The organism is Lactobacillus porci, assembly GCF_009695985.1.
GTDB classification, from domain to species: Bacteria; Bacillota; Bacilli; order Lactobacillales; family Lactobacillaceae; genus Lactobacillus; species Lactobacillus absianus.
In genome coordinates this window covers 16,958-37,728 of the sequence record NZ_VUMX01000021.1, presented here as the reverse complement: position 1 = coordinate 37,728, position 20,771 = coordinate 16,958, and the positions used below count along the sequence as shown (strand labels likewise).

The following is a 20,771-nucleotide window of genomic DNA, read 5'->3' as shown; positions in this document are numbered from 1 at the left end:
CGATTTCAGTCCTTTGGCTATTTATATTATATCGCATACCGAACTAATGTTCACGCGTTAAAACAAAAAAGGGGGCGATTCAACTCGGCATTGAAATGCCAAGTTTTCTCGCCCTCAACGTAATAAACAATGTCCGTAAGCATTAATTTTGGAGGTACAAATTAATAATGGATAACACCCATCTAAGCTAAATTAGATGAGTGTTTTTTTGGCTTATTTTCAAAAATCGCCGCAGTTGAGGCCAACCGCGAACTTAATTATCTTCAGTTTGCAACCGGTAACATGTTTGCATAATTAAGAGTTGCCAGATCTGGTCCAGCCCCGCATTTTTTAAGAAAAAGCGTCCTTGAAGCGCTTTCGGCTAAAAAATCGAAAGCTGCCAGCGGGCTTTGCCTAACTTTTATCAGCAATTTCTCAGAAATAGCCCACATCGGCAAATTGGTCTAGAGTTTTCATAACAACAAAAGCGTGTTATAAAAGTAAACATAAATCAAACAAACAAATTGGTATGTGAGGAGAGATTTTATGAACACCGCCAACACAGTCTTTTTGATCGTTTCCGCGATCCTTGTCTTCTTTATGACTCCCGGCCTGGCCTTCTTCTACGGCGGGCTGGTTTCCAAGAAAAACGTCGTCAACACGATGCTGTCCGTCTTCGTAATCTGCGGCTTAGCCATCGTCTTATTCGTGGCCTTTGGCTACGAAATGTGCTTTAACGGCGATATCGGCGGGGTTGTTGGCCATGTCCGCCACTTCTTCCTGTCAGGCGTCGACCTGAACAAGATCGTCTTGAAAGACTTGGGCATCAACAGCGCCACCTACCTGGTCTTTGAAATGATGTTTGCCATCATCACCCCAGCCCTCTTCGTTGGGGCTACGGTCGGCAGAATGCATTTCAAGTTCCTGCTCTGGTTTGTCGTCATCTGGTCTATCTTGATCTACTACCCCCTGGTACACATGGTTTGGGCGGCCGGCGGCTTAATGGCCAAGTGGGGCATCCTGGACTTCGCCGGCGGGACCGTCGTGCACATCAACGCCGGGATTACCGCCCTGGTCTTGTCCATCTTCCTTGGGCCACGCTTCAACCGTAACGTTAAGCCTTACAGCATTCCTTGGGTTCTGCTGGGCACTGCCATTCTCTGGCTGGGCTGGTACGGCTTCAACGCCGGCTCTGCCTTCGGCATGACTGACGTTGCCGTCAACGCTTTTTTGACCACCACTGTTTCAACCGCAGTTTCCATGGTCACCTGGATGCTCCTGGAAACTGCCGTCAAGTCCAAGCCAAGCTTGGATGGGGTCTGCACCGGTGCCCTCTGCGGCCTGGTCGGCATCACTCCGGGCACGGGCTACGTTACCAGCGTCGGCGCCTTCTTTACCGCCATTCTCTGCACCCTGGCCAGCTTCCTGTTCATCAACTACGTCAAGCCGCGCCTGGCTTACGATGATCCACTGGACGCCTTTGGCTGCCACGGGGTTTCCGGGATCGTCGGCTCCTTAACGGTCGGCCTCTTTGCCACTAAGAGCGTCAACCATTCCGTCGCCTTAAACGGCCTGTTCTACGGCGGAGGGATCAAGCTCTTCGGCATCCAGCTGGCCGGCACCCTCTTTACGATCGTCTTCACGGCCGTCATGGCCAGCCTGATTATCGTCGTGCTCAAGCGCTTCGTAACCATGCGGGTCAGCGCCAGAGACGAAGAAGTCGGCCTGGACCTCAGCGAGCATGGTGAACTCGCTGATGCCTACTTGAGCGACAGCACTCCGCTTTCCGCCAAGTAATTTTTCACCGCTTTTCTGATTAATATCATCTCTAAATCACACCTTAATCCTTTAATATCCCTATATCTCTTTACCAAAAAGACCTGTGCTCGCGCACAGGTCTTCTTTTGCTCTTGCTGCCTAATCTTCTTAGCCGGAGCCTTGAGCTCCAGAACCATAATCGTGATAATGATGACCAAAACGCCCTCGCTTACAGGCAGCCATTCACGACCCGTTCCGGCCGCTTGCCCTCAGCCACGCGCTGGACGTTCTCCCACATCATCCGGTAGCCGCGCTTGAACGACCCGGTCGTGATTCCGCCAACGTGCGGCGAGTAGAGAACTCTGACCCCAGCCGCCGGCACCAGGTCAACCAGTGGGTTGTCGGCCGTCGTTGGCTCTGGGGCAACCGTGTCCAGGCCCGCGCCGGCAATCTGGCCGCTTTCAAGGGCCGCCCGCAAGGCCGCGTTGTCAACCAAGTCCCCCCTGGCCGTGTTGATCAGGTAGCTTCCCGGCTTCATCTTGGCCAAAAAGTCCCCGTTGACCATGCCCGTGGTTTCCGGAGTTACGGCCACATGGAGGCTGATGATGTCGCATTCTGCCAATAACTCATCCAGTGGCAAAAACTTGACGTGGTGGCTGCTTTCAACTTCCGGCGTCCTTCTCCGGTGGTTCCAGTAAAAGACCTGGCTGCCAAAGGCATGCAGGCGGTCGGCGGTCGCCACCGCGATATCGCCAAAGCCCACCAGGCCCACCTTGCAGTCGGCCAGGTCAGTGATTCCGCTGACCATCATCGCCTGCTTGACGGCCAGCTGGCGGCCGGCCTTTTCAGCCTCATTGCCGCCCACGACGTCGCGCAGCAGTCCCAGCATCAACAGAATTGCCTGCTCCGCCACGGCCCCGGCATTCATGCCCTTGCAGTTGCAGACTGGCACGCCGCAATTTTTTGCGGTCTCCGTATCGATTCCATTATAGGCCACCCCTTCAGAGTGGATCAGCTTCAAGCCGGGCAGCCGCTTGATCAGCTCTCCCGGCACCTTGGCGATGGCATCGGCCAAAAGGACGTCCGCGTCCCCGGCCTTTTCGACGATCTCTTCAACCGGCGCGTCCAAGTCAAAGAAGACCTTGTCCGTCTCCTTGACGATTGACCAGTCTGGCGCGTACTTGGCGCTCCGCTTTGGATCTCCAATAATTGCAGCTTTCATTTCTTTGCCCGCCTTTCTTGCTTATTTATTAATCATATCGCTATTTTAGCATTGATCAGGCAGCAAATGAAAAAATAATTAAGATAAGGCAAAGAGCAATGCTTAATTGAACGAGTACAAGCGCTGCAGCACCAGGTAGGTCCAGGAGACCACGTGGCGGGTTGGCCGGTTGTCTCTAGAGACGAAGAGGCCAACCAGGCGGTGACGGAGCTTCTTGTAGGTGGCCAGGTCATAAGTCTTCAAGAAGCGCCAAAGATCATCCTTCTTGGCCAGATATTCCGGCTTCTTCCCCCGGATCAAGATGACGCTGGTGACGCCCGTGACGGCTTCCAGGAAGTAGTTCATGTACTTGGCGTATGGCGCCCGCTTGTCGACCTGGGAGGCATAAAAGACGATCAATTTCTTGTTGATCATGATCTGCTGGTCAATCTTGCGCAGCATTACGGATTCATTGACGGACTGGTCGTCGCGGCCAATGAAGTAGTGGTAGAAGTCGACTGGCAGATAGTACATGGTCTTGACGTGCACCATTGGCTCGAAGACAAAAATATTGTCATCATATGAGACCTTGGTCGGCAGGGTCACCTGGGCCTGTTCCAAGACCTTGCGGTTGTAGGTGACTGAGTGCAGCATGAAATACTGGCCCAAGTTCAGCTTGACCTGCGGCCAGGAAAAGACCTGCTCTTTGGGCAGGCGGGGGAATTTGACCACCTTTTGCCGGTGCTTGGCCGGCTTGTCATAGACGTAGTTGGCCAAAAAGAGGTCAACCTCTGGCCCCTTTTCCAGGGTATCCAGAACCTGCCGGTAGGCCACCTGGTCCAGCCAGTCATCAGAATCGATGATCTTGACGTACTTGCCGCTTGCCCGCTTCAAGCCGTTGTTGATCGCCCCGCCATGGCCGACGTTGGCTTCGTGGATTGCTTCAACGTTGTCGTATTTGGCCGCGTAGTCATCCACCATTCTTGGGGTAAAGTCGGTTGACCCGTCATCGACTAAAATGATCTGAACCCTCTCGCCGCCTGGCGTCAAGGAATCAACGCAGCGGTCCAGATAGGCCGCTGAATTGTAGCAAGGAACAATTAGACTTAATAGCTTTTCCACGATAATCCACACTTTCTAGAACTCGGTTAAGTAATTATACCAAGAATTACGCGGCCAGCGAGATTTCAGACGCTAATTTATCGCAATTTTAACCAGCAAATATGCAAAGAAAAAGACTTCCCAGACGGCAGTCCGGAAAGTCCCTTTAATTTCAAACTTTAGTATGAAGATTAGCCCATCAAAGCAACTGGGTCAAGCTTGATACCAGGGCCAAAGGTTGCGGCAACAGCGCAGCTCTTGATGTATTGACCCTTAGCAGCAGCTGGCTTTGCGCGCAGGATAGCGTTTTGCAAAGCGCGGAAGTTTTCAGTAAGTTGTTCTTCAGTGAATGAAACCTTACCGATAGCAGCGTGGATAGCAGCTTGACGGTCAACGCGGTATTCTACTTGACCTGCCTTAACGTTCTTAACAGCCTTGGCAGTGTCCATAGTAACAGTACCAGTCTTAGGGTTTGGCATCAAGCCCTTAGGCCCCAAGATACGGCCCAAACGACCAACCTTAGCCATCATCATTGGAGTAGCGATAACGACGTCGAAGTCCAGGTAGCCGTTTTGAACCTTTTCTACCAAGTCGTCAGCACCAACTTCGTCAGCACCGGCTTCCTTAGCAGCGTCAGCTTGTGGGCCTTCTGCGAAGACGATAACCTTAACTGACTTACCAGTACCGTTTGGCAGAACGATTGAGCCACGGATTTGTTGGTCAGCTTGCTTAGGGTCAACGCTCAGGTTGTATGATACTTCTACTGAAGCGTCAAAGTTAGCGTATGAAGTTTCCTTAACCAGCTTGATAGCGTCTTCTACTGAGTACAACTTGCTGCTGTCAACTTTCTTAGCAGCTTCTAAATATTTCTTACCATGCTTTGGCATGAAAAATCCTCCTTGTATGTGTGGTCAAACGAGCTTTTTCCTTTGCTCTCCCACCTGACTTGCTAATTTAGTTAAATTAACAAATTAGTCCTTTACTTCGATACCCATACTTCTAGCAGTACCTTCAACCATGCGCATAGCAGCTTCGATTGAGGCAGCGTTAAGGTCCTTCATCTTAGTTTCGGCGATTTCCTTAACTTGAGCAGTGGTTACTGAACCAACCTTGTTCTTGTTAGGTTCACCTGAAGCCTTCTTCAAGCCGGCAGCTTGCTTAAGCAATACTGGAGCTGGAGGAGTCTTAGTAATGAAGTCGAATGAACGGTCTTCGTAAACGGTAATAACTACAGGAATGATCATGCCCTTTTGGTCAGCAGTACGAGCATTGAAGTCCTTAGTAAAGCCAACAATGTTGATCCCTGCTTGACCCAAAGCAGGACCTACTGGAGGTGCAGGAGTTGCAGCGCCAGCTGGAATTTGCAATTTAACAACGTTAATAACTTTCTTTGCCACGGTCAATACCTCCTTGATTCCGTGATGCGGTTAAAATGGAGAGTTTCCACACTCCCCTCCCACAATAATAAAGTACGTCTAATATAGTACAACGTAATCCCTTGCTTGGCAAGGGCTATTTTCAGGACTTTGCTACTTGCTCAAGGCGAGCCCGTAGAAGTAGTCCAAGGCAAAAATAACCATCAGGATCAGCACCAGCAGGAACTTGGTAATAAAGTTCTTCTTAAAGAAGGGAAACAGCTCCATAAAGGCTCCGCTGAACAAGAGCGTGGCCCCAACGCCGTAAAAGCCCGCGGTCTGGCTTTGCTTCATCAAGAGCGGCTCAATGGCAAAGCAGATGATGGCCAGGGCCAGCCAGACTTTCCGCCGGTTGCCCTTTTCTTGAAAAAATTCTTGGAATTTCTGCATCTTCCTTAGTCTTCAAGCTTTTCAACCTGGTCAAAGTCCAGTTCGGCAGTCGTCGCGTGGCCAAACATGTCGATTGACAAGTACAGCTTGTCCTTGTCGTCTTGGATGTCAGTGATCTTGCCGACCATGCCGTTGAAGGCACCTTCAGTGATCTTGACGTTTTCGCCGACTTCAAAGTGAACGTCTGCCTTCTTGGCTGGCTCGCCTTGCATGTGCAGGATGCGTTCTACTTCTTCAGGGTACAAAGGTGATGGCTTGGAACCACCGCCGTGGCTGCCGACGAAACCAGTAACGTTAGGGGTGTTCCGGACGATGAACCAGCTTTCATCAGTCATGACCATTTCAACCAAGACGTAGCCTGGGAAGACCTTTTCGCTGACTTCTTGCTTCTTGCCGTGCACGTCTTCCAGCTTTTCTTCTTGCGGAACGACCACGCGGAAGATGTAGTCTTGCATCCCCATTGACTGGGCCCGGGACAAAAGGTCAGACTTGACCTTGTCTTCAAAACCAGAGTAAGTGTGCAGCACGTACCATTGCTTCTTGGCAGTTTCAACCATAGTAAATATATCTCCTTTGAATTTTGGCAAACAAAAAAACCTCGCGATGAGGTTTTCCACTTGAATATGTCTAGATTATAACATAAGTCTTGCTCAATTAGAGCACAATTTGAATCAATTTTTCGAAGACCCAGTCCAAAGCGCCCAGGAAAATCGCGTAAAGAAGTGAAGTCACGACAACGTTGAGCGTGTCACGGCGGTTTTCCTTGGCACTTGGCCAGTGGACCAGCTTCATTTCATGACCAACGCTCTTGAAAAACTTAATCATCCTTGTCTTACCTCGTTTCCTTATGCAGAGTCTTCTTGCCGCAGTGCTTGCAGAACTTGTTCAGTTCCAAGCGCTGCGTGCGGTTCTTGTTCGCAGTGATTGAGTAGTTGCGGGACCCACAGACGCTGCAGGCCAAAGCTGCTTTCTTGACTGCCATAGTTTTCACCTTCAAACTTCGTTTAATTTTAGCAAAAAAAGCCAATATTTTCAAGCTGATTCGCCCCTTGGCGACATGACTTTTCATGATAGCACGTTTTTCCGCCTTTGTCAGCCAGGGCGTTATGCGCTTTTGGAATTTCATCCCCTGAATAATTGCTATTAGCGAATGTTGCCTGCTTCCGCTATGCTAAAGACAGGTCGAACAGCAGGCAAGCGAGCAGATCATTTTCCCACTTCCCTGACTTTTTCTATAATAAACTTGTAATAGTAAAAATTGCAGTCATAATTAAGGAGCAAAAAATGAATCAACATCCTGATTATTTGTTGAACAAGATCAAGTCACCGGCTGACCTCAAGCAGCTCAGCCTGGCGCAAATGCAGCAGCTGGCGGAAGAAATCCGCACCCTGATCATTGAAAAGGACTCAGTCACGGGCGGACACCTGGGTCCAGACCTGGGGATCGTGGAAGCCACGATCGCCTACCACTACGTCTTCAACGCCCCTAAAGACAAGATCGTCTGGGACGTCTCCCACCAGACCTACCCCCACAAAATGCTGACGGGCAGAGCTTATGCCTGGCTGGACCCTGACCGCTACGGGGACGTGACCCCATACAGCAACCCGGAAGAAAGTCCTTACGACTACTTTGCCGTCGGCCACACCTCAACCTCCATCTCCCTGGCGACCGGGATGGCCAAGGCCCGCGATTTAATGGGCGGCAAGGAAAACATCATGGCCTTGATCGGCGACGGCTCCATGACCGGGGGCGTAGCCTTTGAAGGCTTGAACAACGCGGCAATTGAGCCCCACAACCTGGTCGTCGTAGTCAACGACAACCAGTGGTCCATCGACAAGAACGTCGGCGGCTTGACCGTAGCCTTGAAGGCCCTGCGCGACAGCAACGGGCAAGCCGCGGCCAACCCCTTCACGGCAATGGGCTTTGACTACCGCTACGTTGCTGATGGCAACGACCTGGAGGCCATGATTGAAGCCTTTAAGGGCGTCAAGGACGTGGACCACCCGATCCTTTTGCACATCAATACCTTAAAGGGCAAGGGCTACCAGCCGGCCATCGACGATGAAGAAGGCCACCACTGGGTAATGCCTTTCAACTTAAAGGACGACTCAAGCAAAGCGCCTGCTTCCAAGCCATCCCCAGCCAGCGTTGCCGTCAAGACGGTTGAAGAAGCCATTGACCAAGGCAACAAGCGCATCATGGCCATCAATGCCGCCATTCCAGGCGTCTTTGGCTTGGACGACATGAAGGTCAACTACCCAGCCCACTACGTTGACGTCGGCATTGCCGAGCAGGAATCCGTGGGCTTCGCGGCCGGTTTTGCCAAAGAAGGAGCAACGCCAGTCCTGTTTGAGAACTCAACCTTCCTGCAAAGAGCCTTTGACCAGCTCTCCCACGACGTGGCCGCCAACAATCTGCCAGTCGTCATGGTCGTCGCGGGCGGGACGATTAGCCCCAACTCCAAGACCCACGTGGGCTACTTTGACCAGGTCATGCTCTCCAACCTGCCAAACTGGACCTACCTTGCGCCAAGCAGCTTAGCTGAAGTCAAGGCCATGCTCAAGTGGGCCATTGAGCAAAAGCAAGGCCCAGTTGCCATCAAGCTTCCTGGCGGCAGCGTCCCTGAAGGAGACCCAGAAAACACCCTGGAAAACTATGACGAGATCAAGTACCAGGAAGTCAAGCACGGCGAAAAGACTGCCATCCTGGCCTTAGGCGCCACTCTGGAAAAGGGGATCAAGGCAGCCGAAGAGCTTGGGGCTTCCCTCTTCAACCCAATTTCCGCCAACATCCTGGATACGGACTGCCTGGACCAGCTCGCCAAAGACTACGACCTGATCCTCACCCTGGAAGACAATACCCTGGACGGCGGCTTTGGGCAAAAGATCGCTTCCTACCTGGCTGACAAGCCGGTCTTGGTCAAGTCCTTTGGCCTAAGCCGGATGTACATTGACACTGACATGTCCTTTGCCAAGATTCTCGAGGACAACCACCTGAATGTGGACCAAATCGTGGCCGACGCCCGGGAGCTGCTGGACTAGTCCTTTTCAAGCAAAACGGCAAACAAAAAGCACTTGCGGATGCAAGTGCTTTTTGTGACCCCTCCCAATCCCTGACGGGAATGCAAGCGAGTCTGGATGTAGGTCAAAAAATGTAGTTGGATAATCTCAAAAATTAATCTTCAAACTATAACTATTTCTTAAGGTGTTCGTTGACAAATGAAATAATCTTGTCATCGCTGTCGTTCAGGAATGGAAGCATGGCTTGCTCGGTCTTGTCCGTGTCGTGGCCATTTGATTCCATGAAGTAGTCCCAAAGAGCGTCTCTAACAGGGGTGTCAGCGTCGCTCCAGTCGAATACTTCCTTCATTGAACGGTCCAGCAAAGCAGTCTTCATAATTTCTGACATTTTGATTACCTCCTAAATAAATTCATCCTACACCTCTTATTATAATCACTTTCTCCATGAATGCGTTATTTTTTACTCGTAAAATTTTCCCGAATTTTCTGGATTGCCCGGTACTTGGCCCGGTTGAGGCCCTTTTCAGCCACCTGGCAGCTGGCACAGACCTCGCTTTTCTCCTTGACGCCCAATAAGACCAGGAAAGCCTGCAATTCCAGCTTGGACAACTGGCTCAAGGCTTCCTCAGCCATAAACCAGACTGGAATGACCTCTTGGTAGTAGATGTTGGACTCTTCTTCGGCGTCCTCATCGCACAGGGGCTGCAAGCCGCGCTGCGAGCGTCTTTTCAAGGCCTGGGCATTCCGGCAGAGGTTGATAAAGCGGTGGCGGAGGCGGATCTTGAAGAGAGCGCCAAAGGGCCGGCGGCGGGCAGGATCATATAGCAGCGCGGATTCATAGCAGACGATCAAGGCCTCCTGCTTCCAGTCGCAGGCGTCATAGTCCGTTAGGTAAAACTGCCGCCGGCAGTTGTCCACCAATGGCTGGTAATTCACAAACAGTTTCTTTAATGCCTGGCTGTCGCCCTTGCGGACGCGGGCGATCAGTTTCAGCTCTTCTCCTTTTTCCATTATAAAAGCCCTTTCTACTGAATTTTAAAATCAGCATAAAGGGCTTGTTTGTCTTCTTAAATCGAACCGGAGTTTGTTCTAACTCTTAAAAACGGCTTGTAAATGATTTGCCTTACAAGGGATGACGGCTGTTAAAGGCTTGGTAGAGCAGGACCCCAGTCGCCACGGACGCGTTCAGGGACTGGACGTGGCCGATCATCGGGATGGTCAGGGTCTGGTCCATCTGCTTGAGCAGCAGCGGGGAAATCCCCTTGCCTTCGTTGCCGATGACCAAGACCGTCTTGCCGTTGGCGTTCCAGCGGCGGTAGTCCTCGCCGGCCATGGCCGTCCCAAAGACCCAGTAGCCGCGCTCCTTGAGGGCCTGCACCGTCTGCACCAGGTTGCCCACCCGGGCGACTGGCACGTGGTCAATGGCCCCGGTTGAGGTCTTGGCCACGACGCTGGTCAGCCCGCTAGCCCGGCGCTTGGGGATGATGACGCCGGAAACGCCGGTGGCATCCGCGCTCCGGAGGATGCTGCCCAGGTTGTGGGGGTCTTCAATGTTGTCCAAGAGCAAGAGCAGCGGGGCTTCTTCCTGCTGGTCCAGCTGGTCCAGGAGCTGGTCAAAGTCAGCGTACGCGAACGAAGCGACCGCCAAGACCAGGCCCTGGTGGTTTCCGCCCTGGACCAGGGCGTCCAATTTGGACTTAGGCACGCGCTGAACGATCAGGCGCTTCTTCTTGGCATAGCGGTAGACTTCTCTGGCAAAGTCTTCTTGGACTCCTTCCGCCAGGAAGACCTTGTTGATCTTCTCCGCTTCCTGCGTTTTCAAAAAGTCGATTCCGGCATGCCGGCCAAAGACAAAATCTTCGTTACTTGAAGACATACTCATCAGTTCCTCCATTTTCAACTTCATCGATGCACCAGGCAATCAGCTCCGCGACCCGCGCGCCCTGCCCAGCCAGGTCCAAGTAGCCGATGATGGCTTCAAAGCCCGTGGACATTTCATAGGTATGCAGGCTGGTGTGCTTGGCCTTGGTGTGGGTCTTGGCATTTCTGCCCCGGCGAAAGGCCGTCAATTCGGCCTCATTCAAGACGCCGTCGTCCTGCATCTTGGCTACCAAAGCTGCCTGGGCCTTGGCTGATACGTAATAGGTTGCGGCTCTTTGCAGGTTCTGCGGCTTGAGCATTCCGCCCTTGATCAGGTGCCGGCGGATGGCCGCCTCATAGATCCCGTCGCCGAGATAGGCCAGGGTCTGCCCGCTCAGGGTATCCGGGTTGATTTTGCTTTCAGTCAGCTTCTTTGCTTTATTCACGGCTCCACCTTGTTCCTTGCGGGGTATCCTTGATGGCGATCCCCATCGCCTGCAATTGGTCACGGATTTCGTCGCTCTTAGCCCAGTCCTTGTTCTTTCTGGCTTCGCTGCGCTCAGCGATCAGGGCTTCAATCTTGGCGTCGTCATCACCGGCTTCTTGAGCCAAAAGCTGGTCAGCGTCAATGCCAAACACCCCAAGCCAAGCAGTCAAATTGTCCTTGAAGGCCTTAAGGGCTTCCTTGTCAGCCTTTGGCGCGTTGGCATTTGAGTTCACGGCTGGCAAGGCTTCATAGATCGCCGTCAGCGCGTTTTGAACGTTGAAGTCGTCATCCATGGCCCCGTCAAACTTGGTCTTGGTCTCTTCAACCAGCAGCTGCAGGTCAGCGTCAGCCAAGGATTCGGTGTCGTCAGCAAGCCGGTAGCCGATCGAGGACAGGGTGTTCTTGAAGCGGTTCAGGATATTGGCGGCTTGGGCCAGGTTCTCTTCTGAATAGTTGATCTGGCTGCGGTATTGCACGCTGGCCATGAAGAAGCGCAGCACCTGGGGGTCCACCTTTTGCAAGATGTCGTGGACCGTCACGAAGTTGTGCAGGGACTTGGACATCTTCTCCTCATCCTTGCCGACCGTGACAAAGCCGTTGTGCAGCCAGTAGTTGACGAACTTGTGGCCCGTCTTGGCCTCGCTTTGGGCGATCTCGTTTTCATGGTGCGGAAATTCCAGGTCTTGCCCGCCCCCGTGGATGTCCAGGGTGTCACCCAGGTACTTGGTGGACATGACGGAGCATTCGATGTGCCAGCCTGGCCGCCCCTTGCCCCAAGGAGAGTCCCAGGCAATCTCGTCAGGCTCCTTTTGCCCCTTCCAGAGGGCAAAGTCGATCGGGTCTTCCTTGCGGTCCTGTTCTTCGTCATTGACGTGCTTTGAGGCCCCTTCTTCCAGCTGGTCGATGTCTTGGTCGCTCAGCTGCCCGTAGTTCTTGAACTTCTTGGCCCGGTAGTAGACGTCCCCGTCTGCTTCATAAGCGTAGCCCTTGTCGATCAGGGTCTGGATAAAGTCAATGATGGCCGGGATTTCGTGGGTTGCCCGCGGGTGCAGGGTTGCTGGCTCAATGTTCAAGGCTGTAGTGTCTTCCAGGAAGGCCTTGATGTAGCGCTCAGCCAGCTCCGGCACCGTAGTGCCTTCAGCGCGGGCTTCGTTGATCATCTTGTCGTCAACGTCAGTAAAGTTGGAAACGTACTTGACCTGGTAGCCCTTGTATTCAAAGTAGCGGCGGATAGTGTCAAAAGCGATGGCGCTTCTGGCATTGCCGATGTGGATGTAGTTGTAGACCGTCGGCCCACAGACGTACATGCTGATCTGGCCCGGGACCAGCGGCTTGAATTCTTCTTTTTGGCGCGTTAAAGTGTTAAAAACTTTCACTAGACTTTCCTGCTTTCTTTTAAAAGTTTTTCCTTGCCTGCAATCATTACTTTTCATTGTAACAGACAATTAGCCCGCTTGGCGGCAAAATGACCGATCGGCGTGGTAAAATCTGGAAAAAGCGGATTTTTTAGAAAAGAGGAACAAAATGGACCTGCTCGAGGACTTAAAGAACTACCAGCCTTACAACGAACAAGAAGCCGCAGACGTCAAAGAAATGATCTACCGCCTGGAAACTGGGGAAGAGCTGTTTCTGCGGTCAAATTTAGCCGAGCACTTCACGGCTTCAGCCTGGGTGGTCAATCCCGCGCGCGACAAGACCCTAATGGCCTATCACCGGATCTACGACTCCTGGGCTTGGCTGGGCGGACATGCTGACGGCGACCACGACCTGCTGCGCGTGGCCCTGAAAGAAGTCACGGAAGAAAGCGGCGTTGTGGCGCGTCCCGTCACAAACCAGATCTATTCAGTCGAGATTTTGACCGTTGATGGCCATGAAAAGCACGGGAAATACGTTCCTTCCCACCTGCACCTGAACGTCACCTATCTCTTGGAAGCCGACGATCGGCAAGCTATCCGGCCTAAAGAAGACGAAAACAAGGCCGTCGCCTGGTTTGGCTTGGCGGAAGCCCTGGAGAAGTCAAGCGAGCCCTGGTTCGTCGACCGGATCTACAGGAAACTGAACCAGAAGCTGCAAGCCTATCCCGCAAGCAGCCCCCTTTCTGCGAAATAAGCGAAAAAATTTTTCAAAATAATGTTGACAAATGCTAGGAGGCATTTTAAGATTGCTTTAACAAAAATTTAAGTTGGATCTACAAAGGTTTTGATTAGAAGAGTAGCTAAATTGGCGACTGAAAGAGAGCCCGGATGGTGAAAATGGGCAGCCGGCTTTTAGTGAAACACATCTAAGAACCGGTCCGCTGAACTCAAGTAGGCTGACCCGCTAGCGAGCGTTACCACGGCTGCCCTGACTGTTTCCAGTCTTGCCCGGCAAGCGGAGAGTAGTTAGCGGCAGTGTAAGGTCAGCTTTCGTGAGGAAGCTGATGAATTTGAAGTGGGACCGCGACACAATCGTCTTCAAGGGAATTATTTCCTTGAGGGCGATTTTTCTTTTCCTAGAAATCTAATCAGCCGCGAGAAGGAGCACCGCATGTTTAGCAAACGACATTGCCATTTACGTCAACACAACCAGCAATCAAAGCATCAACCCAACCCTGTCAATTTTAAATTCGAGGGAGAAAATCATGAACAAATCATTTGCTTTAACTGCCCTTACTGTAATTACCCTGCCCCTCCTGGCAGCCTGCTCTAAGTCATCCGCTTCAACGACCCAAGTCAAGCAGGTCTTGAACTGGCCTAGCTACGGGGAAGTAACCACGATGGACCCGGCCAAGAACAACGACGTCTACGGCGGCGAACAATTAGGTGCGACCTTGGAAGGGCTGGTACGCCTGGGCAATAATTCCAAGATCCTGCCCGGCATCGCCAAGAGCTGGACTGAAAGCAAGGATGGCAAGACCTTGACTTTCACTTTAAGAAAGAATGCCCGCTGGTCCAACGGCGATCAAGTTACGGCCCAAGACTTCGTCTATGCCTTCAGAAGACAGGTCAACCCGAAGACGGCCTCAACCCAATCCTACAACTTCTCCGGGGTCAAGAACGCCGATGCCATTCTCAAGTCCAAAAAGCCCGTCAGCTCCTTGGGCGTCAAGGCCACTGGCAAGTACAAATTAACGATCACGCTGGAACGCAAGGTTCCCTACTTCAAGCTCCTCTTGGCCAGCTCGCCTTTTGCCCCGCAAAACAAGAAGTTTATCGAAAAGTGCGGCAAGAAATACGGGACGGCAGGCAAATACACCTTGTCTGACGGGGCTTTCGTCATAAAGGGCTGGACTGGCAGCAACCTGACCTGGAAACTGGTCAAGAACCCCTACTATTACGCTAAGAGTTCCGTAAAATTGACCAAGATCAACTTCACGGTCGTCAAGTCCCAATCAACCAGCTACAACCTCTACCAAGCCGGCAAGCTGGACATGACTACCCTGTCGGCAACCCAAAGCAAGAGCTTGAAGGGCAAGAGCGGCTGGCAAATCAAGCAAAACGACCGCTCCCAATACCTAATGTACAATTTTAAGACGGATAAGAATCTCAGAAATCGCTACCTGCGCCTGGCCATCTCCGCGGCCATCAACAAGGCAACTTTAGCCAAGACCTTGAATGCCGCTAACGTCCCAGCCACCTCCTTAACGCCAAAGGGCATTGCCGACAAGGCAACCGGCAAGGACTTCAGCCAGGAGGTCATCACCAAGAGCAACAAGGCCCTGCAAGCCGGCGACAAGACCTTGGCCAAGACTTACTACCAGAAGGCCCTCAAGCAGCTGGGCAAGAAGCAGATTACGATTAAGCTGCTCGGCGATGACACTGACGACGCCAAGAAGACCACCGAATTCATCCAAAGCGCCCTGGAAAGCACTCTGGGCATGAAGGTCGAAGTTACCAACATGCCATTCAAGAACCGCTTCGCCAAGGAAGAAGCCGGCGACTTCGATGTGATCCTGGACGGCTGGAGCAGCGACTACGCTGACCCGAACTCCTTCCTCGAAATGTTCCAAAAGAGCAACGTCAACAACTACGGCTCATGGTACAACACGGCCTACGACACTGCCGTGGCCAAGTCAAAGACGGCCAGCTCAACCAAGGCGCGCTGGGCTTACCTGCGCCAAGCCGAAAAGATCCTTCTGTCTGAACAAGGCGTAACGCCGCTTTACTACGGCAACACCGCCAGCCTGGTCAACCCAAAGCTCAAGGGAATTACCCTGCAAGGGGCTGGCTTGGCCTACGACTTTAGAGATGCCTACTTCGTAAACTAGCCGCAGACCCACAACTGATCAAAGAGGCAGAAAAATGAAACTTGCTTACCAACAACTCGCCAATGAACAAGAAGCCGCCTTGCTGAAGGATCTGGCTGACCTGATCGCGATTGACTCCGTGCGCGACATGTCCAAGGCCACCGCGGAATACCCCGTTGGCCCAGGCCCGGTCAAGGCCCTCGACAAATTCCTCGCTTTTGCCCAAAGGGATGGCTTTGCGGTTGAAAATCTCGACAACTATGCAGGCACGATCAGCTGGGGGACGGGCGAAGAGGAACTGGGCATCGCCATTCACGTCGATGTCGTCCCGCCTGACCTGGGCTGGCAAAGCGATCCCTTCAAGATGACCATCAAGAACGGCCGCGTTTACGGACGCGGGAGCAGCGACAACAAGGGACCCGCCCTGGCCTGCTACTACGCGGCCTTGGCCTTGAAGAAGGCCGGCTTTGTCCCCCGCAAGAAAATTACCTTTATTATCGGGACCGACGAGGAAACCGACTGGGTCGGGATGAAATATTACCTTCAGAAGCGCCCTGCCCCAACCTGGCTCTTCTCGCCCGATTCCTCCTTTCCGTTAGTCAACGGGCAAGCCGGCCTGGCCGTCCTCAAAACCACCTTTACCAGAGCGCAAAGCCCGGCTGCTCCCTTGAAGCTGGTCAGCTTTAAATCAGGCCAAGCCACCAACATGGTCCCGGCCAGTGCCACGGCCACTATTGCCGGGACCGGGCTTTTGGAAGTCAAGGAGCGCTTTGGGACCTTCTTGACGCAAACAGGCCTGAGCGGTAAGGCGAGCCGCAATCGCGGCCAGCTGGACCTCTTCTTAGAGGGGACAGCTGCTCACGCCTCCATTCCTTTTGAAGGAAAAAATGGGGGCAGCTATCTGGCCAAGTTCTTAAAAGACCTGGCTTTTGCGGGCCGTGACTTGGACTTCCTGACCTTTGCCGGCGACAAGGACTTTGCGGACTATTACGGCGAGAAAATCGGCATCGCCAATACCGATCCCCAGATGGGCCGCTCCATCAACTGTCCTGGCGTCTTCTTTTACGAAGGCGCTGAAGGCTATATCAAGAGCGATATCCGCTACAGCCGCGGCAGCAGCCCAGAGAAGATGTGCGCCCAGCTGAACGCCAACTGGGGCAGCTTCTCCAATACCGACTTTCAGCCTTATGAAGACTTTGAAAAGCCGCACTACGTGCCAGAAGACGATCCCTTCGTCCAGAAGCTGCTCGCGGTCTACCGCAAGCAGACGGGCGACTGCTCAAAGCCAATAGTTTCCGCTGGCGCCAACTACGGGCGCTTCTTCAAGAACGGACTGGGCTTTGGACCGGCCTTCCCCGGCAGCTTGGACAGCGCCCACGCCATCAATGAATCGGTTGCCATCGCTGACCTGATCAAAAGCATGGCCATCTATATGGAATGCATTTACGAAATCTGTCAATAGCCAAGCAAAAAAGAAGCACTTCATCACGAAGTGCTTCTTTTGCTATAAATCTTTAGTTAATGCCGGCTTCAGTCAATTGCTTGAGCGTCAGGTCCAGGTGCTTCATCACCGTTTCCTTGCCCATCAATTCCATGGCTTCGCCGATGCCAGGGCCAACCATTGAGCGGGTAGTGGCAATCCGGATTGGCATGAAGAGCTTGCGGCCCTTGATCCCGGTTTCCTTGCGGGTTGCCATGATCGCGCCCATGATCTTCTTGGCCGTGAAGTTGTCCAGCTTGTCCAATTGCTTCTTGAATTCTTCAATTGCTGGACGGGCTTCATCCTTCTTGATTTCTTCAACTTCTTCGTCAGTCAGGTATTCGGCTTCCGTGAAGAAGATCTTGCTCAAGTCAACGATCTGCTTGGTGTAGGACATTTGGTTGGCATACATGTTGACCAATTGTCTTACCCATTCCATCTTGCCCGGAGCTGGGTTGGCTTCAACCAGGCCAGCTTCTTGCAGGTTGTGCAAAGCCAGGTCCAGAAGTTCGTCTCTGTCAGCCTTCTTCATGTATTGGTTGTTGACCCAGTCCAGCTTCTTCTGGTCAAAGGCAGCTGGTGACTTGGACAGACGAGCTGGGTCGAATTGCTTGATGAATTCGCGCTTGGAGAAGATTTCGCTTTCGCCAACTGGTGACCAGCCCAACAGGGTGATGAAGTTGAACATCGCTTCTGGCAGGAAGCCAAGGTCACGGTATTGTTCGATGAACTGCAGCACTGATTCGTCACGCTTGGACAGCTTCTTGCCAGTGGCTGAGTTGATGATCAAAGTCATGTGGCCAAAAACTGGTGGTTCCCAGCCCAAGGCTTGGTAGACGCAAAGCTGCTTTGGGGTGTTGGAAATGTGGTCGTCGCCCCGCAAAACGTGGCTGATTTCCATCAAGTGGTCGTCGATAACCACGGCAAAGTTGTAGGTTGGCATCCCGTCGCGCTTTTGGATGACGAAGTCCCCGCCGATCGTGTCTGAGTCAAAGCTGAGGTGCCCCTTAACGATGTCGTCCCATTCGTAGGTTACGCCTTCTGGAATGTGGATGCGGACAACTGGCTTAAGGCCCTTGGCCCGCGCTTCATCCTGCGCTTGCTTGATCTCATCAGCAGTCATGCCTTCGTATTCGTAGATGTAGTGCGGAGCAATCCCCATCGCTCTTTGTTCTTCACGCTGAGCTTCCAGTTCTTCTTCCGTCTCAAATGAGTAGTAAGCCTTGCCTTCTTCAAGCAATTGGTCGATGTACTTCTGGTAGATCGGCTTTCTTTCTGATTGCTTGTAAGGACCAAAGTCACCGCCAACGTCTGGACCTTCGTCCCAGTCAATCCCCAGCCAGTGCAGGTTTTCGATCTGGGATTCAGCACCGCCTTCAACGTTGCGGGCCGTGTCAGTATCTTCGATTCTCAGAACCAAGGTACCCTTGTTGTGACGTGCAAATAAGTAGTTAAACAAAGCAGTACGCGCGTTACCAATGTGCAGGTGGCCCGTTGGTGACGGAGCGTATCTAACGCGGATTTTATTCTTAGCCAAAATTATGCCTCTTTCTTACTATTCTTCAACTTACTTAGTTTACTAGCAATAAGAAAAAAATTCAATCTTTACCAGCAAATCGTGCCCTAACGGCAAGCAAAAATGCCCACCAAGGGCAGGCATTTTTCATTTAATCTGATCTTCTTATTTCTTGGCTTCAACGCCCTTCTTAAAGACGAAGTATTCTGCCACCCACAAAATGGCCACGTAGACTACTTCAGCCAACATGTAGAGCCAGCTGATTACTGGCAGGCCCAGGTCAGTATGAGACGTGTGCAGCCCCGTATTGTCGATGAAAAAGTTGAAGTCAAAGCCGGAATTTGAAACCATGCGAATGACCGCGCCCAAGATACTGCTGCTGCCCCAGGACATGAGAATCAGCAGGGCCAGCAGGATAACCGCCTTGGCAAACTTGCTTGTTTTCCCCTTCAAAGGCAGGAAGTCGCCTAAGACGCTGGCTGATTCAGTAACAAGCAGCCAGAAGCAGATACCGCCGACAAAGATGACCAGAGCAAACAAGGTCATATAGAGCAGCCAGTTGATGATGCTGGAGACGTAAGGCTGGAAAGTGACTGCTGCTTGAGAATCAATTTGCATCTTCCCGCCAAAAATAAATGGCAGCAAGACGATCACGAAGATCAAGAGGTTGACCAAGGCAAAGATGACCGCGGTCACAAGTCCGGTCAGCAAGTTGGCCGTCAAGAATTTGCCAGCCGTTACCGGTACTTGCCGCCAGGTCTGGGACCGGTTGACCCGGTAGGCAGCTATCATCACGTCGATTTGGTACCAGGTACACATGCAGAAGATCAGCATTGCGGCAATTCCGACGCCAATGCCGGCTGAATCGCCGCTAAAGCCATATCTGATGCCAAAATATAAGCTGACCAAGAGGATAAAAATCACCTCGATGCCCAGGCTGAGCCAGGTCGTCCGGCTCTTTTCCTTGAACATGGCCGCGAAAATCTTTTTAAAACCGATCATTACTCTTCCCCCTCGTAGAATCCTTCATACCACTCTTCGATGCTTTCGTGTTCAGCCCGGATTTCTTCAGCGCTGCGCTGCTCTAAGACTGAGTGCTTCTTGATCAAAACAACTTCATCGATCACTGGAGCAATTTCATCTAAGACGTGGTCGCTGATGACCAAAGTCGCCTCTTCCGGCTTCCAGAGCAGCATGGACTTGATAATCTTCTTCCGGCTCATGGCGTCAACCCCGCTGAAAGGTTCATCCAGCAGGTAAAGCTTGGCCTTGCGGGAGAAGACCAGGGCGATGATCAATTTCTCCTTCATCCCCTTGGACAGGCTGCCCAGCCGCGCTTCTTCATTCAAGTTCATGAATTCCAGAATGTCAGCAAACTGCTTATCGTCAAAGTCCGGGTAAACCAGGCGGTAAAAGTCAGCCACATCCTTGATCTTTCTTGAGTCGCGAAAGGCCGACAGGCTGTCAGTCATGGCGATGTGCTGCTTGCGGCGGTCTTCATCGCCTTCTCCGCAAACCTCCACGCTGCCCTTGTACTGCTTGGCCAAGCCGGCGATCACCCGCATCAAGCTGGTCTTTCCGGCTCCATTGGCCCCAACTAAGGCTACGATCTTGCCGGCCTCCAAAGTCAAGTTGACTCTCTCCAAAATCGTCTTTGAATTCTTGTGGTAGCTTAAATCCTTAATCTCCAAAGTCTTCATGCTATTCCTCCCTTGTTTCATCTAAATAGCTGGCCAATAGTCCAGTCAGGCTTTCCCTTTCGACTCCGAGTTTCTCCATCCGGCTGACAAAAGCAGTCAGCTCCTGCTTCAGCAGTTTAGCCTTCATTTCCTCCAAGCGGTCTTCATCAGTCGTCACGAAATTGCCTTCGCCTCGCTTGGTATAGATATAGCCCTTGTCGCCCAGTTCTCTTAAGGCTCTTTGAACCGTGTTGACGTTAACGGTCAATTCTACGGCCAAGGCCCGGACGCTGGGCAGCTTGTCGCCGGGCCGCAGCTTTCCGGTCGCGATCTGCCGGTAGATATAATCCTGAATCTGCAGGTAGATCGGAATGTTGTCTTTAAATTCCATTTTCACTCATCCCCTCGCTTGCTCAGCTTCTTGTTCAAAATCCTCGTACCATTCTTCAAGTGACTTGCCCATGGCCCCAACGAGGGCGGCAATCTCTCCTGAGCCAAGCTCCATATTGACCCGCTGCAAGACCGTCTTCTGGTGAATCCGGTAGCTCAGATTGCTGATTTCCAGCAGCTGCTTCAATACTCATATCCTTTCTTCTAATCAATCCCTTCGGCTCATGCCTGACAGCCATTTCCACCACGGCTGCCCACTGTACTAGACA

Annotated in this window: 23 protein-coding genes and 1 other annotated feature; of the genes, 5 read left to right on the top strand and 18 right to left on the bottom strand. The window is 52.2% G+C overall.

The annotated features are described in order from the left end of the window. Positions 1-525 precede the first annotated feature (525 nt). On the top strand, positions 526-1,776 hold the full coding sequence (locus FYJ62_RS07835) for an ammonium transporter (protein ID WP_154549139.1): 1,251 nt from the start codon (positions 526-528) through the stop codon (positions 1,774-1,776). A gap of 190 nt (positions 1,777-1,966) precedes the next feature. Here the strand turns inward: FYJ62_RS07835 and FYJ62_RS07830 are convergent, their stop codons facing one another. The 8 genes from FYJ62_RS07830 to rpmG all read right to left on the bottom strand — a co-directional run bounded on the left by FYJ62_RS07830 (position 1,967) and on the right by rpmG (position 6,826). Further along, a complete protein-coding gene (locus FYJ62_RS07830; RefSeq protein ID WP_154549138.1) occupies positions 1,967-2,959 on the bottom strand; it encodes a 2-hydroxyacid dehydrogenase in 993 nt (330 codons plus the stop codon). A 102-nt stretch (positions 2,960-3,061) separates the two neighbouring features. Next, complete coding sequence (locus tag FYJ62_RS07825; protein WP_326832020.1) at positions 3,062-4,060, bottom strand: glycosyltransferase family 2 protein; 999 nt, start codon at positions 4,058-4,060, stop codon at positions 3,062-3,064. 170 nt (positions 4,061-4,230) lie between these two features. Then, positions 4,231-4,926, bottom strand: a complete 696-nt coding sequence (gene rplA, locus FYJ62_RS07820) for a 50S ribosomal protein L1 (protein WP_154549137.1) — start codon at positions 4,924-4,926, stop codon at positions 4,231-4,233. Between the two features lie 84 nt (positions 4,927-5,010). Beyond that, positions 5,011-5,436: a 50S ribosomal protein L11 gene (gene rplK / locus FYJ62_RS07815; protein WP_206989309.1), complete on the bottom strand. Its 426-nt coding sequence runs from the start codon at positions 5,434-5,436 to the stop codon at positions 5,011-5,013. Positions 5,437-5,568: 132 nt separating this feature from the next. Next, on the bottom strand, positions 5,569-5,844 hold the full coding sequence (locus tag FYJ62_RS07810) for a hypothetical protein (protein WP_154549135.1): 276 nt from the start codon (positions 5,842-5,844) through the stop codon (positions 5,569-5,571). Between the two features lie 5 nt (positions 5,845-5,849). Beyond that, on the bottom strand, positions 5,850-6,401 hold the full coding sequence (gene nusG / locus FYJ62_RS07805) for a transcription termination/antitermination protein NusG (RefSeq protein WP_154549134.1): 552 nt from the start codon (positions 6,399-6,401) through the stop codon (positions 5,850-5,852). Between the two features lie 97 nt (positions 6,402-6,498). Continuing rightward, entirely contained in the window at positions 6,499-6,669 is a 171-nt protein-coding gene (gene secE, locus FYJ62_RS07800; protein ID WP_154549133.1) for a preprotein translocase subunit SecE, read from the bottom strand. A 7-nt stretch (positions 6,670-6,676) separates the two neighbouring features. Continuing rightward, positions 6,677-6,826: a 50S ribosomal protein L33 gene (gene rpmG / locus FYJ62_RS07795; protein WP_154549132.1), complete on the bottom strand. Its 150-nt coding sequence runs from the start codon at positions 6,824-6,826 to the stop codon at positions 6,677-6,679. A gap of 302 nt (positions 6,827-7,128) precedes the next feature. Here rpmG and FYJ62_RS07790 point away from each other — a divergent pair, with 302 nt between their 5' ends. After that, positions 7,129-8,886, top strand: a complete 1,758-nt coding sequence (locus tag FYJ62_RS07790; RefSeq protein WP_154549131.1) for a 1-deoxy-D-xylulose-5-phosphate synthase — start codon at positions 7,129-7,131, stop codon at positions 8,884-8,886. 151 nt (positions 8,887-9,037) lie between these two features. Here FYJ62_RS07790 and FYJ62_RS07785 read toward each other — a convergent pair whose 3' ends face one another. The 5 genes from FYJ62_RS07785 to cysS all read right to left on the bottom strand — a co-directional run bounded on the left by FYJ62_RS07785 (position 9,038) and on the right by cysS (position 12,588). Beyond that, the gene (locus tag FYJ62_RS07785) at positions 9,038-9,253 is read right to left on the bottom strand and encodes a P8 family protein (protein ID WP_154549130.1); all 216 of its coding nucleotides are present in this window, start codon (positions 9,251-9,253) and stop codon (positions 9,038-9,040) included. Between the two features lie 65 nt (positions 9,254-9,318). Next, complete coding sequence (locus FYJ62_RS07780) at positions 9,319-9,876, bottom strand: RNA polymerase sigma factor (protein WP_154549129.1); 558 nt, start codon at positions 9,874-9,876, stop codon at positions 9,319-9,321. A gap of 112 nt (positions 9,877-9,988) precedes the next feature. After that, complete coding sequence (rlmB, locus tag FYJ62_RS07775; protein WP_154549128.1) at positions 9,989-10,741, bottom strand: 23S rRNA (guanosine(2251)-2'-O)-methyltransferase RlmB; 753 nt, start codon at positions 10,739-10,741, stop codon at positions 9,989-9,991. Continuing rightward, a complete protein-coding gene (locus FYJ62_RS07770; RefSeq protein ID WP_326832019.1) occupies positions 10,728-11,171 on the bottom strand; it encodes a Mini-ribonuclease 3 in 444 nt (147 codons plus the stop codon). Before FYJ62_RS07770 ends, rlmB begins: the two co-directional genes overlap by 14 nt. Continuing rightward, entirely contained in the window at positions 11,164-12,588 is a 1,425-nt protein-coding gene (cysS, locus tag FYJ62_RS07765) for a cysteine--tRNA ligase (RefSeq protein ID WP_326832018.1), read from the bottom strand. Before cysS ends, FYJ62_RS07770 begins: the two co-directional genes overlap by 8 nt. A 148-nt stretch (positions 12,589-12,736) precedes the next feature. Between cysS and FYJ62_RS07760 the strand changes: the two genes are divergently transcribed. The 3 genes from FYJ62_RS07760 (at position 12,737) to pepV (ending at position 16,899) form a co-directional block, all read left to right on the top strand. Next, positions 12,737-13,321, top strand: a complete 585-nt coding sequence (locus tag FYJ62_RS07760) for an NUDIX hydrolase (RefSeq protein ID WP_154549126.1) — start codon at positions 12,737-12,739, stop codon at positions 13,319-13,321. Positions 13,322-13,402: 81 nt separating this feature from the next. Further along, positions 13,403-13,670: a binding site (T-box leader), on the top strand. 162 nt (positions 13,671-13,832) lie between these two features. Then, positions 13,833-15,458 (top strand): peptide ABC transporter substrate-binding protein, encoded by a 1,626-nt coding sequence (locus FYJ62_RS07755; protein ID WP_154549125.1) that lies wholly within the window; start codon positions 13,833-13,835, stop codon positions 15,456-15,458. 34 nt (positions 15,459-15,492) lie between these two features. Further along, complete coding sequence (gene pepV, locus FYJ62_RS07750) at positions 15,493-16,899, top strand: dipeptidase PepV (protein ID WP_154549124.1); 1,407 nt, start codon at positions 15,493-15,495, stop codon at positions 16,897-16,899. A gap of 52 nt (positions 16,900-16,951) precedes the next feature. Here pepV and gltX read toward each other — a convergent pair whose 3' ends face one another. The 5 genes from gltX to FYJ62_RS07725 all read right to left on the bottom strand — a co-directional run bounded on the left by gltX (position 16,952) and on the right by FYJ62_RS07725 (position 20,689). Beyond that, entirely contained in the window at positions 16,952-18,454 is a 1,503-nt protein-coding gene (gene gltX, locus FYJ62_RS07745; protein ID WP_154549123.1) for a glutamate--tRNA ligase, read from the bottom strand. A gap of 144 nt (positions 18,455-18,598) precedes the next feature. After that, positions 18,599-19,435 carry an ABC transporter permease gene (locus FYJ62_RS07740; RefSeq protein WP_154549122.1) on the bottom strand — a complete coding sequence of 279 codons (837 nt, stop codon included), beginning with the start codon at positions 19,433-19,435 and terminating at the stop codon, positions 18,599-18,601. After that, positions 19,435-20,133 carry an ABC transporter ATP-binding protein gene (locus FYJ62_RS07735; protein WP_154549121.1) on the bottom strand — a complete coding sequence of 233 codons (699 nt, stop codon included), beginning with the start codon at positions 20,131-20,133 and terminating at the stop codon, positions 19,435-19,437. The genes FYJ62_RS07740 and FYJ62_RS07735 overlap by 1 nt, the downstream gene beginning before the upstream one ends. 1 nt (position 20,134) lies before the next feature. Further along, a complete protein-coding gene (locus FYJ62_RS07730; protein ID WP_154549120.1) occupies positions 20,135-20,503 on the bottom strand; it encodes a GntR family transcriptional regulator in 369 nt (122 codons plus the stop codon). Between the two features lie 6 nt (positions 20,504-20,509). Next, the gene (locus tag FYJ62_RS07725) at positions 20,510-20,689 is read right to left on the bottom strand and encodes a hypothetical protein (protein ID WP_154549119.1); all 180 of its coding nucleotides are present in this window, start codon (positions 20,687-20,689) and stop codon (positions 20,510-20,512) included. Positions 20,690-20,771 lie beyond the last annotated feature (82 nt).